General features: G+C 34.2%; 17 protein-coding genes and 1 tRNA gene. 6 read left to right on the plus strand and 12 right to left on the minus strand.

Annotation, left to right across the window (positions count from 1 at the left end; translation table 11 throughout):
• The 8 genes from A9G35_RS14165 to fabB form a co-directional block, all read right to left on the minus strand.
• On the minus strand, positions 1–122 hold a 122-nt coding region (locus A9G35_RS14165), incomplete at its 3' end, for an IS3 family transposase (protein ID WP_442903167.1).
• Positions 123–247: 125 nt separating this feature from the next.
• Positions 248–547: a transposase gene (locus A9G35_RS08765; RefSeq protein WP_065585449.1), complete on the minus strand. Its 300-nt coding sequence runs from the start codon at positions 545–547 to the stop codon at positions 248–250.
• A 33-nt stretch (positions 548–580) separates the two neighbouring features.
• On the minus strand, positions 581–1,393 hold the full coding sequence (locus A9G35_RS08770; RefSeq protein ID WP_065636525.1) for a hypothetical protein: 813 nt from the start codon (positions 1,391–1,393) through the stop codon (positions 581–583).
• A gap of 129 nt (positions 1,394–1,522) precedes the next feature.
• Positions 1,523–3,292 (minus strand): hypothetical protein, encoded by a 1,770-nt coding sequence (locus tag A9G35_RS08775; RefSeq protein ID WP_141673846.1) that lies wholly within the window; start codon positions 3,290–3,292, stop codon positions 1,523–1,525.
• Positions 3,293–3,395: 103 nt separating this feature from the next.
• On the minus strand, positions 3,396–4,328 hold the full coding sequence (locus A9G35_RS08780; RefSeq protein ID WP_065636527.1) for a hypothetical protein: 933 nt from the start codon (positions 4,326–4,328) through the stop codon (positions 3,396–3,398).
• Positions 4,329–4,346: 18 nt separating this feature from the next.
• Positions 4,347–6,905 carry a type VI secretion system Vgr family protein gene (gene vgrG, locus A9G35_RS08785; protein WP_081300180.1) on the minus strand — a complete coding sequence of 853 codons (2,559 nt, stop codon included), beginning with the start codon at positions 6,903–6,905 and terminating at the stop codon, positions 4,347–4,349.
• A 905-nt stretch (positions 6,906–7,810) separates the two neighbouring features.
• Positions 7,811–8,296 carry a transcription elongation factor GreB gene (gene greB / locus A9G35_RS08795; RefSeq protein ID WP_065636529.1) on the minus strand — a complete coding sequence of 162 codons (486 nt, stop codon included), beginning with the start codon at positions 8,294–8,296 and terminating at the stop codon, positions 7,811–7,813.
• A gap of 293 nt (positions 8,297–8,589) precedes the next feature.
• Entirely contained in the window at positions 8,590–9,801 is a 1,212-nt protein-coding gene (gene fabB / locus A9G35_RS08800; RefSeq protein ID WP_065636530.1) for a beta-ketoacyl-ACP synthase I, read from the minus strand.
• Positions 9,802–10,044: 243 nt separating this feature from the next.
• Here fabB and A9G35_RS08805 point away from each other — a divergent pair, with 243 nt between their 5' ends.
• Positions 10,045–11,325, plus strand: coding sequence for a putative DNA modification/repair radical SAM protein (locus A9G35_RS08805; protein WP_065636531.1), 1,281 nt, complete (start codon positions 10,045–10,047; stop codon positions 11,323–11,325).
• Positions 11,326–11,328: 3 nt separating this feature from the next.
• Positions 11,329–12,159 (plus strand): TIGR03915 family putative DNA repair protein, encoded by an 831-nt coding sequence (locus A9G35_RS08810; protein ID WP_065636532.1) that lies wholly within the window; start codon positions 11,329–11,331, stop codon positions 12,157–12,159.
• A 501-nt stretch (positions 12,160–12,660) separates the two neighbouring features.
• Here the strand turns inward: A9G35_RS08810 and A9G35_RS08820 are convergent.
• Positions 12,661–13,419, minus strand: coding sequence for an MlaA family lipoprotein (locus A9G35_RS08820; RefSeq protein WP_065636539.1), 759 nt, complete (start codon positions 13,417–13,419; stop codon positions 12,661–12,663).
• A gap of 126 nt (positions 13,420–13,545) precedes the next feature.
• On the opposite strand from A9G35_RS08820, the gene A9G35_RS08825 reads away from it, so the two are divergent.
• Positions 13,546–13,617 (plus strand) — tRNA-Arg (locus tag A9G35_RS08825).
• A gap of 168 nt (positions 13,618–13,785) precedes the next feature.
• A complete protein-coding gene (locus tag A9G35_RS08830) occupies positions 13,786–14,955 on the plus strand; it encodes a tyrosine-type recombinase/integrase (protein WP_218057247.1) in 1,170 nt (389 codons plus the stop codon).
• Here the strand turns inward: A9G35_RS08830 and A9G35_RS08835 are convergent.
• The 3 genes from A9G35_RS08835 to A9G35_RS14170 all read right to left on the minus strand — a co-directional run bounded on the left by A9G35_RS08835 (position 14,944) and on the right by A9G35_RS14170 (position 15,713).
• The gene (locus tag A9G35_RS08835; protein WP_065636534.1) at positions 14,944–15,159 is read right to left on the minus strand and encodes a helix-turn-helix transcriptional regulator; all 216 of its coding nucleotides are present in this window, start codon (positions 15,157–15,159) and stop codon (positions 14,944–14,946) included. The two genes, A9G35_RS08830 and A9G35_RS08835, sit on opposite strands and share 12 nt — an antisense overlap.
• A gap of 67 nt (positions 15,160–15,226) precedes the next feature.
• A complete protein-coding gene (locus tag A9G35_RS08840) occupies positions 15,227–15,439 on the minus strand; it encodes a hypothetical protein (RefSeq protein WP_065636535.1) in 213 nt (70 codons plus the stop codon).
• A 19-nt stretch (positions 15,440–15,458) separates the two neighbouring features.
• A complete protein-coding gene (locus A9G35_RS14170; RefSeq protein WP_065636536.1) occupies positions 15,459–15,713 on the minus strand; it encodes a DUF3850 domain-containing protein in 255 nt (84 codons plus the stop codon).
• Positions 15,714–15,792: 79 nt separating this feature from the next.
• Between A9G35_RS14170 and A9G35_RS08850 the strand changes: the two genes are divergently transcribed.
• Entirely contained in the window at positions 15,793–16,092 is a 300-nt protein-coding gene (locus tag A9G35_RS08850) for an IS3 family transposase (protein ID WP_065636537.1), read from the plus strand.
• 83 nt (positions 16,093–16,175) lie between these two features.
• Positions 16,176–16,412 (plus strand): IS3 family transposase (locus A9G35_RS08855; protein WP_141673774.1); only part of this gene is annotated, 237 nt, incomplete at its 3' end.

Below are 16,412 nucleotides of genomic sequence, written 5' to 3' on the forward strand. Positions count from 1 at the left end.
AGCAATAAGGCTTTCATCACCCGAGCAATGTAACGGCGTGACACCCAAATATTCTCTTTTTGTAAATCAAAACGAATTCGTCTTGTACCATAAGACTGATAGCTCTGATTAAATAGCGTCACGATTTTATCGGCATAAAGCCCTACTGATTTTTGTCTATTCAATTTACACTGATAATAAGCATAATATCTTGATAATCCTAAATATTGACATAGCTTTGTTATGCTATAACGATGTCGATTTGCTTTTAGGATAGCGATTTTCGCCCTATTATCAGTGCTGCTTGCTTTAGAATATCGTTTTCCATGCGGAGTTGTTTAAGCTCTTTACGCAACGCGATTAGCTCTTGTTCTTGTGGACTGCGATTATCTTTTGTTTTAAATGAGCCACTTTGGCTTGATTGCGTTATCCAACGGTCCAAAGCTGATGGTGTCAAATCATATTCGGCAACGATTTCACTACGTGATTTACCATGTTGATAAAGACTGACCATTTGGTGTTTAAAATCATCTGTGAATGTTCGTCTTTTGCGTTTAATCTTATTCATATTTGTTCCTTTTTTAGTTGTGATAAGTTTACCTTACCCCTTAAAAAAGTTGTATGAATTAGTGTAGCCGATCCAATATTCATCTTTGTAATCACTAGCTGAGGCTAAAAACCTCATAAAATGTACATCTTTTAAAATATATCTATCTGCCAAATTTGCCTCATATAATAAATTAAATAGAAAAGTATGACAGTTATATTCTGTGTAACGCTCAAATGCATAAGACCATTTTTTTACTGCTTTATTTTCTTCTTCAGAAATATGACTTATTGCAAAGTTTCTTATCTCTTCAATGACGTCTTCTTCGGTTCGAGGATCATTGACAAAAAGATAAGGATGATTAACTTCACCTTTATCACTATTAGGGAGGGTATATCTTCCATTATGATGGGGATCAAAAGGATATAAAGAATAAATTTTATCTTCTTCTTTAATGATTGCTCGGCCTGCTTCAACAGGCTTTCCTTCTCCTTCGCCTTTTCTATTATTATCCTTATCCCGAAAATATTTACAATCACTATTTAAACAGCCATCAGCGGTAAAATTTTTTAAGAAAGTTGCGGGTTCTTTTGGATACCACCCATAACTTTCAATAAATCCTTCGCTGCCATCCATTTTGCTTAAATCATTAATTATTTCAATCCAATAGTGACCAGGCGCTGTTTCTGTATCCCATTCTATACGTCCACCAAGTATTAGGGTTGGAAGGCGACAAATTCGGATCCGTGTTAACTCTTTAAGGCCAGCTATAACAATTTGTTTGCGTAGATTATCTTGTGAATTAGCAACCGTTCTTCCAACTACATCAACCCAACTAGGAGGTGGTGTCCAAGTCTCAAAACCCATTTTTACTCCTTATAAATATATTACATATATTTCTGAGCTTTATTATTTGTTTACCTTTGTTCTAAATAATGTCAAAAATAATACCTCACATTTTGCAAAAATAAATGGATGTTAATCTTTTATTGATACTCATTTATTATCTAAAAATTTGTTGAACATTAGCCCAATAAATTCATCAGAATAAACTGGTAACATATCGTAAAGTTGAGGATTATTTTTATTTTTAATATGGCTTGTTGTAAATTTGATATTGCCTTCTTCATCCAGATATTGATTTTCAACACCATCACTATAATAACCGTAATAGCGAATAATATGATTGGTTTTTACACCATCAGGGGTAAAACGTTCTATTACGCCATAAATCCTATCTTTCTGAACTTTACTAAAAACTGCGATTTTTCTATTTTCATTATCTTTGATTGTTTGCGACACTGTATATAAACCAATATCATCATAGATCGTTTCTATGGTTATTGATGGCATAACAGGGCTTTCTAATACTTTCAATATTTGTTTAATCATTTGATTGTTATCTTTATATTCATACTGCTGTAACGTCTTTTGTATCCTCGTTTTTTGTAGTATTGAATCAATTTTCCCCATTACTTTTTTTACTCGAACGTATCTAGGCAATGAAATAGCTTGTTCAATGCCATCTAATGGGATTAATTGACCTTTATCATCTAAGCTAAAAAAATAGGAACCATTTTCTAACGATTTGAATTGTTCTAAAGGCAGTGATAACGGAACTTGTTGCCATTTTTCCATTGAAATTGTTTGATATTGATAATTATCACCTACTGTTACTTTAACTAAATCTACATACTCTTCTTTAGGATACTGAAATTCAGCTTCAGATAAGCTCATTGCAAATTGATGTGGGTAATTTTTATAACGTTCTTCCACCCATTTTGGAAATGGAGTTGGGTGGTAATAACTACTGTTCGGTTTTATACCTAAAAATTTGGCTCGAGTGATGGCTTCTTGATCTGCTATTGTGGTATCTTTATTAAATGCCATTTGTTGAATGAAATTACTTATATGAAAATGATGTGCCCTTTTAAAATCCATAGGAATAGATTGATAAATAGCGGGTTGAGGTAAATCCTGATCATAGAAAATTTCTGGTTTAGAATTTGTGGTTTTTACAATATTCCCTGATTCATCTAAATATTGGCTTTCAACATTACCTTTTTGATCATAAATAATGGTATGGTTAACCTTAACCCCCTTTTCATTAAAAATATCCATGATTGAATAAACATCGTTTGTATATAAATACGTCATAACCGCTGTATAATTTGTCACTAGGTTATGTTCTAACATTTTAATTCGCTTGCCAGTTTGATCATTTTCAATTTCGTAGCGAACAAGTGCATTATTATTTAAATCAAGTTTTTCTCTAATTTTTTTCAGTATATTGCCATTTGGCCAGTATGAAAATATCGTTTTATTTATAAAAGCCAAAGGGCGTTTTTGCATTTTTACCACTTTACCTTGTTGGATGATTATCTTTAGATAACAGTCTTGTGCTAATGCATCTTCAACCGAGTTTAAGTGATGAAGTTGATACTTTTCGTCCAAGGTAAAGAAGTGTTCACCATCCGGATATCCATCAAACATGGCGGTGGGAAATAAAATATCAATTAAATTTCTACCTTTTACAAGAATACTTTTATATTGATAATTATCATCCAATTCAATAATTTGAATTATATTATCAGGAGAGTTGGGGTTTATTTTTTCTGCTTCAGCCAAAGTGATAAATGGCTGTGTTGGAAAATTTTTGTATTTACTATAATTATAATCAGAGTGAATGTATGTGATATGGGGCTGAATTCCTTGTGCTTTTAATTGGTTAATGATGATATCATCGGATAAATTTTCTTTTTGCATTGTTAGTCCTAAAGTCGAATAAAATACATTTGGCAATAAAATAAAAAAATAAATTAAGTTTCGGAAATTTTTTTTCATCTATAAAACCTACCTTTTTAGATAGTTAACAATTAACACCATATTCATAATTTTCTTTAAGTTTTTCTGAGTTTTCTTTTAGTTTTTTCAGTGATACATAATAATTTGGTTTAACATAATCCAAATTTGATTCCACATTCTTAAAATATTTTTTAAAATGTTCATCTTTATTTTCAGCAATAATTGGATCGGCTAAACCAACATGACCTAATAATAAAAATAGAAAGGTGTGACAATTGACTTCATTATAGCCATCATTATACCAACTCCATTCTTTTGAATATTCATCGTAAAATGAGTTTGCAAATTCTCTAATTTCTTTAATAATATCTTCTTTCGTTCTGTTATCATTGGGGAGTAAATAAGGGTGTGACATCATTTTTATTTCACCTTTATGAAATCGTGAACATTGATGAGGATCAAAAGCATAAATAGATAAGTTATTATTCATTGTTTTCCTTCCAGCTTCTCGTGGTGTTATATGAATAAGAAATTCAGATTCGTCTTTTTTTCGCCTTACCGTTGAATCACCATTTAAAGTCCCAGCTTCTTTAAATTCAATCAATTTGATAGGAACATTAGCGGTTGTCTTAGGGTCTTCATTAGGAGTTATTGTCACAGGAAAATCAACAGGATACCATCCATAACTTTCTCTAAAACCATTAGCAGATTTAACATTTCCTAAACTAATTATTTCTGCTTCGGTCTTATATTCTTCTCTAGCTACCTTTATATGTTTATCAATAATATCTTCATTATCATGGATAATTTCAATCCAATAATGACCAGGAAAAGCACCATTTTTCCCAAAAAAAGCTAATGGAATTCTACATATTCGAATCCAATCAAGTTCTCTATAACCTGCTTTTACATATTTATACGAAGTACAAGGATTATTAGGATCATAAGGAACAGTATTCCCCATAATAGCAGTACCTAAGTTGCCCCAATCACTCATAAATATTTTCTCCATTAATTATTTATATTTAAAAATAACGTTATCTTCTTCATATCCTGATGTTACAATTTGCGCTTTACCTTGTGCATCGGTTTTGCCTTCGGCAATTACTTGATTATCTTTATTTACGATTTGATATTCTCTATTCATAATCGGTTTGCCGGTTCCCTCTTCAACCAATACAAATTGTTTAACATAAGGTGCTTGTGGTTGCTGTTTTGGGAATGAATAAAGTGTTGGTAACATTTTTTGTGGGCCAGAGTATGGAAAGGCTTGTGCGCCATGTTTAATTATACCTGGTGCATAAAGTTCAATATTGCCATCGGCAATACGGATATAAGCACCACCACATGCAATGGTTATCTCTTTTTTAGCATTAATATTAATTTTATCGTCGTTGCTGACTATTTTGAGTGATTTGTCGGCTATTACCTCTATATCGCCATTATGGGCTTGCAGTTGGACTTTAGCTTCACCGCTAAATAATTTAATATTTTCTTTGGCAAAAACGGAATAATCTTTAGTTGCGCTAATATGCACTGAATTATTGGCGGCAATATTCGTATCATGTTTGCTAGTTAACAAAATATTTTGTTCAGCAAATTGATAAATACTATCAGGAGTGACTGCTGCTATACCTTTTGGACTAGATAACACCATACTTGGCTGAGTAAATGATAAATTATCATCAATTTTTGTTGCGGTATAACTCACAAACAGATTAAAGCTATCCGTGCCTTCCAATTTACCCGCTCGGTGACTATCTGAACGTTTAGATAGGCGATTAGATACACTCAAGCCTGTTTTTAATAATGTTGCTGTTTCATCACCATCTAAACTGGCCTTTTTAACACCTTGGTTGCCCTCTCGTTTATATGATGTCAAATAAACCCCTTTACCCGCTCGTATTACCCCCCACTCATCGGTACGTAGTTCAAAGCCTTCACCGCGCTTAATTTTTTTATTATCAACTAAATGCCCTAGATTGAGTTGTGTTTTACCGTATTCGGTGGCAAGTTTAATATGCTCTTGCCCGCGCTTATCATCCATTCTCAATTTGTTATTGGCGGGTGTTCGAATTACATTGCGGTGTTTGTTAATGAGCGAAACATGGTCTGGGTGAGCACTGTCATGCATAGCGTGGGCGATATATGGCCGGTCCGGATTGCCGTTCATAAAGGCAATGGCAACTTCGGTACCATCAATTAGTGGAAAATGAAAACCATAATTATTTCCTGCGTAGGGTTTGGCTAATCTTATCCATAAACTTTCTTCACCATTTTTCCATTTTTTTAAGTCAAAGTTAAATTTAACACGGTAACGCCCTTGAGTATCAAGATAACCATAAATGTCATAATCAGGGCTTGTTACTCTTGCAGGTAACGTTCCGATAGCCTGTGGCCAAGGTAATGGTTCTGGGCGATAAGGTTTGATGACATTAAATGGTATAGCTGTAAAATGGGTATGGTATGATTGTGTTCGATCTGCCTGACAATGTGTTGATATAATGATAATGCCGTCTTTAATATCTTTAATTGGGCATGCTTCAATAATAATATGTTGCCCTGGCATTAATTGGTAATCATTACATTCACCATAAATAATCAATTGTTCGCTAATATGTTGTTGATGGCGGATACGAGCATACCATTTACCGCTTTCAACTGTTCGTATATCTCCTTCTGTTTTGTAGTGTTCCTCATAGCGATATTCATTGCCTCGTGTTGTTATGTCCTTGGGCTGACTATTGTCTGTCATATGAAGACCGTTATTTGCAATGCGGTAATTGTAATCATTAACACTAACCTGATTCGGTTTAGTTTTACTGCTAAATTGTAAATCCCATACGCTATGGCGGTAACTATCATTTAAACCACTTGGCTGTTTAATTACAATATTATTTGCCTTTTTTAAGCCTTGTTCATAATCACTGATGACAATAACATCACGGTGATGTTTTGGATGCGTTTCAAAATAAAACCAGATACCAACATCAGCCAATAAACGTTGGATAAAAGCTAAATCACTTTCTTGCCATTGGGTAATAAACTCACGAGCAGGGTAGGTTTCATTTAACTCTATTCGAAAATCAATTCCAATAAAATCATGATTACGTAGGATTTCTTCTACAACTTCAATCACACTTTTATTTTGGAAAATTGCGCTTTGGTAATAGTTAGCAAGTAATGCCAGCCTAGGTTCAAGCACAACACGGTAGTGAGCTTGGTCTTCACTCATTGAGACAAAACTAAATTCAGTAATCACCCCATAGAGTGTGCGGGGTTTATCTTCAATATCCAGTGAGCTTATTTGGGTGAGTGTAATTGGTAAGGAATTGGGATGAAAAGTCAATGATGCTTTTTGGCTAAGTACCGAATCAATTAAAATCTGTTTATTTTGGCTCGTAAAATTGATGGTATATTTCCAAGGTTGATTTAATTGTTCTTTGCCTTCAAGTGATAAAACCGAAATTTCTGTTGTAACCTCAAGCCCATCTATAGAAAGTGAGTAACGATTAAGTGATTTAGTTTTGGCAAGCAAATCAACATGACTGGCTAATTGATCTATTATACTCATAGCTTAACCCTTGTTTTTTGTCAATAATTTTGGTTTTCTAAAATAAATCATAAGGTAATCTATATAATTAAAATACGTATTTTTTTTGAACAGTCAATATTTTTTATGCTTATCAAAACTTTTATAGGTTATAACGTTATTGATGCAAATTTTTTTGATGATTTTAGATAATAAGTAGTTGGTGCTTTTATTTAAGGAAAGGCTAGTATAAAAATAATTTTCTACGTGCATAGTCTGTAGGATTTCCTAGCGTTGCATGTAGAAATTCTTCGCGTTGTTTACAATAATATTGAGAAATACTGTAATAAATATCCATAAAAAAACAAAACTAACGCCTTATCACAGACAAGCGATAGAGCGCTGATATCAAAAAGAAAAATAACAGTCACCAATTTGGCTAAACGCTTTATGGTCAGTTGTCCTACAATTTATGACGTACTAAAAAAGCCCGATTGAAGATAAATTAAGACGGTAAGCTAAACGCGATAATAAAACCTCTCTGAGCGAAATACCAAAGGTTTACCTTTACTTAAAAATGAAACGATGCAGCAAACTAGAGAATATTTGCTTGATAGTATCTTTTTGATTTTTAAAACTTTTATACATAAACGTAGTGCACTCCTGAAACTTTTTAACAAAAAATATATTATCTTGATTTATTTAGATAAACTGTGTGATAACGGGTATATCAAGCAAAAATTACCTGCCCATAAACTAATGAAAAAGCCGAAAGGGTGATACGAATTTTGAGTTGAGGCGTGATATTTTCAGCAAATATTTAGCGATTAGAAAGATAAAAAACAAAAACTTAAATACTTGTAAAGTGATTTCAGAAAAAACGCCTTATGCGTTTTTAGAGGATTATTTTAGTCATGAAGTGTAAACAACTCGGCGTTTTCCTACATTTAAACTTTTAATTCTGTATAACTAATTTCTACAATAGAATAATAAACTTTTCCATTAGGCGTCATAACGACTATTTCATCATCAATTTTATGTCCAATTAAAGCTCTGGCTACAGGACTATTTATTGATATCCAATTTTTTTTAGGATCAAACTCGTCAGCTCCAACAATACGATAGATACGCAAATTGCCATTTTCATCCTCTAATTTTATCCAAGCACCAAAAAACACTTTTCCTTCTTGCCTTGGATCTGGATCGACAATGACCAGTGATTCTAATCGTTTGGTTAAAAAGCGTACTCGTCTATCGATTTCTCGTAATCGGCGTTTACCGTAGATATATTCCGCATTTTCACTACGATCCCCTAAAGCTGCAGCATCTGATACTGCTTGAGTAACTTTAGGTCTTTCCTCTTTCCATAAATATTTTAGTTCACGATCAAGCGCTAAGTAGCCTTCTCTTGTTATGTAATCTGCTTTTTTCATATCATGCTATATCTATTATATCGTTTTTCTTTGTTTATTAAGATTATTTGTATCAAACTTAAAACTATTTTTATTTGCAGGAATTTTAAAGTATAAATAGTGAGAATAATTCTTACATCTTATAATTATATCTCGACAAAAGATTTTTTGCAGGTCAAGAAAAATATCCGTTTTAATGCTTGCTTAGTTGATTAATATAAAAATAAACCCCGAATAATATCGAGGTTTGTCAGTAAGTTGCACCATTTTAAATGGAACATTTTCATAAGTAATATCAATTGAAAACCGACTTACTAGGCTTTGTATTTTTTCATGACAATTGAGGCATTAGTACCACCAAAACCGAAACTATTTGACATGACTGTTGTTAGTTCACGCTCGGTTGGTTCAGTAATAATATTCATGCCAATTGCAGCTTCATCTAATTCATCAATATTAATGCTTGGGGTAATAAAGCCATGCTCTAACATTAATAGTGAATAGATAAGTTCTTGTGCACCAGTTGCACTTAGTGAGTGACCCGTCATTGATTTAGTTGATGAAATAGCGGGAATATTATCACCAAATACTTGTTTAATTGCCCATAATTCTTTGACATCACCCACTGGGGTTGATGTGCCGTGAGTATTGATATAATCAACAGGAACATCTAAATCTTGGATAGCAAGTTGCATACAGCGCATTGCGCCTTCACCCGATGGGGCAACCATGTCATGACCGTCTGATGTTGCGCCATAGCCAACTAGTTCACCATAAATGTGAGCACCACGAGCAAGCGCGTGTTCTAATTCTTCAACCACAACCATCCCAGCACCGCCAGCAATAACAAAACCATCGCGGTTTTTGTCATAAGCGCGTGATGCCTTTTCTGGGTTGTCATTATATTTGGTTGATAAAGCCCCCATGGCGTCAAATTCGCATGACATTTCCCAACAAAGCTCTTCACCACCACCTGCAAATACAATGTCTTGTTTACCAAGTTGAATTAGCTCTGCTGCATGCCCAATACAGTGAACTGATGTTGCACAAGCTGATGTCATTGAGTAGCTAATACCTTTAATTTTAAATGGCGTTGCTAAACAGGCTGAAATCGCTGATGACATTGATTTGGTTACCGCATAAGGTCCCACACCACGTAATCCCTTTTCTTTCATTCCAGCAACAACATTATATTGCGTCTTGGTTGAACCACCATAACCAGCAATTAACCCAGTACGAGGGTTAGAAACTTGTTCTGGTGTTAATTTGGCATCCTCAATTGCTTGTTGTAAAGCTAAATAACCATAAATAGAAGCATCATTCATGAAGCGAACAATTTTACGATCAATCAGTCCGGTTGTGTCGAGTTTGACATTTCCGCATACATGGCTACGCATTCCGCTATCTTTCATTTCTTGGGAAAAAGTAATACCGCTACGACCTATTTTTAGTGATTCTAAAACTTCTTTAGTATTATTCCCAATACTTGAAAGAATTCCTAACCCTGTAATTACAACACGTTTCATTTACTATTTAGCTCCTAAGTTATTTGGCTTCATACTTAAAGTGTGTTGATTATAGCGTACGCTTGTAAGCTGAACAATACCTTAGCTCTTTTTTTATTTTAAATAAAATTTTAGCTTGTTGTTTTTTAGTAAAAATAGAATATTTGTTTTGTTATTGGGTAGAAAAGTGCATGGTTTTGGTTGCATCCAATAATAAGATTGCTATAATGCTGTATATATATACAGTTTGTTGATGGTTTTAATATGAATGAAAAAATGATAACGAAGCTTGAAATATTAGCTGAATCGGCGAAATATGATATCTCTTGTTCGTCAAGTGGTGCGTCAAGAAGTAACAAAAGTAAAGGTATTGGTAATGCGCATAAATCTGGAATATGCCATACATTTACTGCTGATGGAAGGTGTGTTTCGTTACTTAAAATTATGCTGACTAATTATTGTATGTTTGATTGCGCTTATTGTATTAATCGACAAAGTAACGACATACCAAGAGCAGGCTTTACACCAAGAGAGCTGGCCGATTTGACCATCGAATTTTATCGTCGCAATTATATTGAAGGTTTGTTTATTAGTTCAGGCATTGTAAGAAGCCCTGATCATACGATGGAAAAGATGATCAGAGTGGTAAAAATCTTGCGTAATGAGCATGGTTTCAATGGTTATATTCATATGAAAGCGATCCCTGGTGCAAGTAATGAACTTATTGATCAAGCAGGTTTATTGGTTGATAGGATGAGTGTTAATTTAGAAATTCCAACCGAAGAAAATCTTAAATTATTAGCGCCCGATAAAGATCATCAAAGCATTTATCAACCAATGCGCCAAATTCATCAAAATCTGCTGGAAAATATCGAAGATCGCAAAAAATTTCGATCTACCCCTAAATTTGTACCCGCTGGGCAAAGTACGCAAGTGATTATAGGTGCGACAGATGAGTCAGATAAGCAAATTTTGCAATTAACCTCTAAGCTCTATAAAAGACCAAGTATGAAACGAGTTTATTATTCGGGATTTATTCCTGTAAATGGCTACGATAAACGTTTGCCCGTTGTTCAAGATGTACCCAGAATGCGTGAAAACCGTTTATACCAAGCAGATTGGTTATTACGTTTTTATGATTTTAATGTCGATGAAATTGTGAACGATCAGCATCCTGATCTTGATTTAACAGTTGATCCTAAGCTGGCTTGGGCAATTCGCAATCCACAGTATTTTCCTGTTGATGTTAACCGTGATAGTTATCAAAAAATTTTGCGTGTGCCAGGTATAGGGGTTAAATCAGCAAAGTTAATTGTGATGGCAAGGCGTCACCGTAAACTCACTTTTGAGGCACTTAAGCGTATTGGGGTGGTTTTAAAGCGAGCGAAGTTTTTTGTTGTGTGTCATGAAATGAAAAAATTTAAATTGCTTGATTCTTCAGCCGAATATATTCGGCTTACTTTGCAAGAACCGCCTTTACAAAAACGATCTTTATTAGAAGATAAGCAAAATAATGCTCCTGAGCAATTGGTGATGGGGTGGTAAAGTATGTTAGCGTTTTATTACGATAAAAGCTTTGAAAGCCTGCTTTGTGCAGTTTTTGATGCGTTTAAACTAAAAAAAATGCCAGAATGTTTGTTAACGGCACAGCAAATTGAGCCGTTGTTAGTATCTGACAGGCATCATGTTGAATTTAGTGAGCTAAAATATGAGCGAGTACGTGTGGCATTAATTAAAAAGGTCAGCAAAATAGCACTTCGCCATTTAATGTATGTGTGGCTATCAGAATTACCCGAAAGCGATTTGACTGTTTTTCGTTATATTTGTAAGGTTTTTAAATCATCTCAATCAATCGAAACCGATTTTGCTGATCACGACGTGTTAACTGTGCATGATATTGCAAAAAAAGTAAGCCGAGAACGACATCGAGTGATGCAATTTGTACGTTTTAATGCTATTAGTCATCCACTTAACAGCGAGTTTGAGCATCATGATAACAATGATAATAATAATAATGATAAAGTGTATTTTTCGGTTATCGCTCCTATTTATAATGTATTACCATTAGTCCTCAGATTTTTTAAAGCGCGTTTTGCCGATCAAAAATGGGCGATATATGACGAAAAGCGTGAATATGGTTATTTTTATAATTTACACACTATTGAGCCTGTTTCGCTTGTTAATAAGGATGATTTGATTATTCACAGCCAAGTTAATCAGCAGTATCTAACTAAAGAAGAAGCATTATTTCAAACCATGTGGCAACGCTATTGCAATGCGTTAACTATCAAAGAACGTATCAATCCTAAATTACAACGGCAACAGATGCCAAGTCGATTTTGGCATTATCTGCCAGAAATGAGGCCAGTATTAAAATAAACCTTTAATTAAAATGACTTATATGTAAGGAAACGTCGTATTGTTTACACTTTATGATTAAAATAGCCTTCTAAAAAAGCATAAGGTTTTTTCCCTAAAATCGCTTTATGCGGTAACTGTATTATAAAAATGTATAAAGCGTTTAAGCTTTTGTTTTCTCGCTTTTGAGTTGCTAAATATCGGCTGCTTATGTCACACCCAAATTCAAATTTTGTATCACGCTTTGGCTTTTGCATTCGCTTATTGCAGGTGAGTTCGGTAAATTTTTGATTGATATGATAATTATTACACAATTTATCTAAATAAACAAAGCAGTACCATTTTTGTCAAAAAGTTTCAGGAGTGTATAGTGTTTAAGTAAAAAAACTAAAAAATCAAAAAAATATAGTCAACGCTATTCACAAGTAAGTGATATGCTTTCTATTTGATGAATAAAATAGCATCAACACAAATAAAAAAACCGCCAATTATTAGCGGTTTGTTTTTATTTGATTTAAAAAGTTATTGTGAATCGATATCATTAATAAAATCATTAATTGTTTCTTCACGTTGTTGCTGTTTACTTTCATCGACTTTACCGCCCGATGCAACAAAGTCATTACGTTGGAAGTAGGCATTACGCATAAAGTTGTAAGGATCATCGCTATTTTTAATTAAATCTTCATATTCGATCGCAACAGCACGCGCTTCAACACCGTCAAACACACCACGCACTAATGCCCATTGCCAGTCCAACCAAACAAGCGGTGGGTAAAGAGTGTCAACTACGTGACCACCTTCGTTTCTTAACGTTGCAGATCCATAAAACGGTAGTACAACATAAGGGCCATAAGGTACATCGTAATGACCTAAAACATCACCAAAACTTCGTTTACCACCCTTTTGTAATTGAGGATCAGACATACTAGCAACATCCATTAAACCAGCAAAACCAAAAACAGTATTTAAAAAGAACCGTGCTAAATGTGTGCCTGCTTTATGAACATCACCTTGTAATAAATTATTCACCATCGAAGCGGGTTCAGAAAGGTTAGATGAAAAGTTAACCACACCCGTACGAACAGGAGTTGGGACATAATCTTTCCAAGCGACTGCAGCAGGGCGCAAGACATAAGGATCAAGCGCATAGTAGTTAACATCAAACATGGTTTTGTTAAAGCCAGATAATGGATCAGTATAAGAGTTAGTTTCGGTCTGATAAGTGGCACAACTAGTTAGGGCCATCACAGAAAACATCATACCAACTATTCGTTTTTTCATAATATCTTCGCTTAAAACTGATAAAATTAAATATGGTGTAATTGTATCATGATTACTCAAAATAAAAAATTTTTCGTTATTTAAATAGCATTATCTTTATAAATTTATTAAAATGAGCGTCCCTATGACCTCATAGTTAAATGGATATAACAAGCCCCTCCTAAGGGCTAGTTGCAGGTTCGATTCCTGCTGGGGTCGAGATCGCAAACAAGATTAAAAACGATATTCTACGATTTAAGCCTTATTTTAACAGTGTTTTAAGGCATTTCGACACGACTAAACACGATTCTAAACGATTGACAACGCAAACATTTAAACGGTATATTTACGGTATATTTTAATACCGTGACCAAAAATACCGTAATTATGCTAACTGTAAAAACCATTGAATCAGCAAAACCAAAAGAAAAACCGTACAAGTTGCCAGACTTTGAAAGCCTATATCTATACATCACACCTACAGGAACTAAATCTTGGCGCTATGATTATCAGTTCAACGGCAAAAGAAAAACGCTAACGATCGGTAAGTATCCGTATATTAGTTTATCTGATGCACGCAACGAAAAAGAATTAGCTCGGCAGATGCTTGCTTACGGCAAAGATCCTGCTGTTGAGCGAAAAAGAAAAACTTTACTTGCTAATATCGCGCAAGGAAATACTTTTAAAAAAATAACCCTTGAATGGTTTGATACAAAAAAACGGAATTGGTCTATCAATACCAGAGAAATGATTATTCGGTATTTTGAAAGAGATATATTCCCGTTCGTTGGCGATATGGATATTGCGCAAATCAAGCCTCTAGAAATGCTAAACTGTTTAAAACAAATAGAAAATAGAGGCGCATTGGAAATTGCAAAAAAGATGCGTCAACGATGTACTGAGGTTTTTCAATATGCAATTATTACCGAAAGAGCTGAAAACAACCCCGCGCGTGAATTAGCTAAAGCTATGGTCACACATACACCAGAAAACTATGCGTTTTTAATGGAAGATGATATGCGTGAATTTATGAAAGCGTTACAATCGTATTCGGGTAATATTTTAGTTCGTTATGCTACAGAATTATTAATATTGACTGCTGTCAGGACCATGGAATTATTGAGCTGTAAATGGGAATATGTAGATCTGGATAAACGATACATAATTCTACCAAAAGAATCAATGAAAAAATCAAGGGTTCACGTGGTACCGCTATCTAATCAAGCTATTAATATTCTGAAATTTTTACAACCAATTACAGGGCGGGGAGAATATGTTTTTTCTGGTAGAAATAGCAGTTCAAAACACATGTCTAACGGTGCTATTTTAGGTTTAATAAAACGATTGGGATTTGCTAACCGCGCAACTGGGCACGGCTTTAGGCATCAGTTTTCAAGTGTGTTAAATGAGCATGGTTTTAATCGTGACTGGATAGAAAAACAATTAAATCACGAAGAAGGGAATGTGCGTGGTATTTACAATCACGCACAATATTTGGAAGGGCGTCGTGAGATGATGCAATGGTATGCGGACTATATAGATAGCCTAACCGCATGATTGATATTCTTGTTCTTTTTGGGCAAGATAAGCGTTGATGGTAGACAGCTTCCAACGCGGATGTCTACCTAAATATAAATCGGGCCTTGGAAATTCTCCTTTCGCCACCCATTTGTCTAACGTGGTTTGATCTAGCTCGCCCAAATATGAGCAAACTTGCGCTTTGCTGTATCTTGGGTCTTCAATTGTTAGATTATTTAACATTATTTACTCCTATAATCTTTTCTCATCTCTCATCAACAAATAAAACTTAGTAATTTGCTGTGTTTATTCAATTATTTGGAATCAACTTCATTTTTTCAATATTAAGTATTTCTGCGACTTGATTGTACGTTTCAATTAAATCATTAATTTCTTCGTTCCAGCGACCACAATAAATATGTTTACCTTTATTTATTTTATAATTAACAATAATTTTATTTTGAGCACATAGCAATTCATTTAATAAATCACATGAAACAGTTACTGTAGCTTTTTTAGTCATAATTATTCTCCTTATCCTTCTATACAAATCTAGATATTAGTTCGATACTCAACATCACATATCCATCTCTCAAATACTCTGCATCATCTAAAATGTGAGAGATGATAACGCTACATTTACGACCTGTACGATTACCGCTCTTGTCAATTTCATACAAATTCAGAATATCACCGACTTTGTAATTACGGTCGTTGAAACGTATTTCGGCTTTTTTCTGACATCGAGCAACGTCCATAAAATACTTTGATTTAATTTTTAGTTCGTGTGTAGTCATTATTTGGATCGGCTACACTAATTCATACAACTTTTTTAAGGGGTAAGGTAAACTTATCACAACTAAAAAAGGAACAAATATGAATAAGATTAAACGCAAAAGACGAACATTCACAGATGATTTTAAACAGCAAATGGTCAGTCTTTATCAACATGGTAAATCACGTAGTGAAATCGTTGCAGAATATGATTTGACATCATCAGAATTGGACCGTTGGATAACGCAATCAAGCCAAAGTGGCTCATTTAAAACAAAAGATAATCGCAGTCCACAAGAACAAGAGTTAATCGCGTTGCGTAAAAAGCTTAAACAGCTGCGTATGGAAAACGATATTCTAAAGCAAGCAGCACTGATAATAGGGCGAAAATCGCTATCCTAAAAGCAAATCGACATCGTTATAGCATAACAAAGCTATGTCAATATTTAGGATTATCAAGATATTATGCTTATTATCAGTGTAAATTGAATAGACAAAAATCAGTAGGGCTTTATGCCGATAAAATCGTGACGCTATTTAATCAGAGCTATCAGTCTTATGGTACAAGACGAATTCGTTTTGATTTACAAAAAGAGAATATTTGGGTGTCACGCCGTTACATTGCTCGGGTGATGAAAGCCTTATTGCTGGTATCAAAATACACCGTTAAACGTTATCAATCTCACAATACGGAAGTGAATGAAACCGCCACAGAAAATCAC

Origin of the sequence: Gilliamella sp. Choc5-1 (assembly GCF_001690595.1) — a bacterium.
In the GTDB taxonomy this organism is placed as follows: Bacteria; Pseudomonadota; Gammaproteobacteria; order Enterobacterales; family Orbaceae; genus Gilliamella; species Gilliamella apicola_M.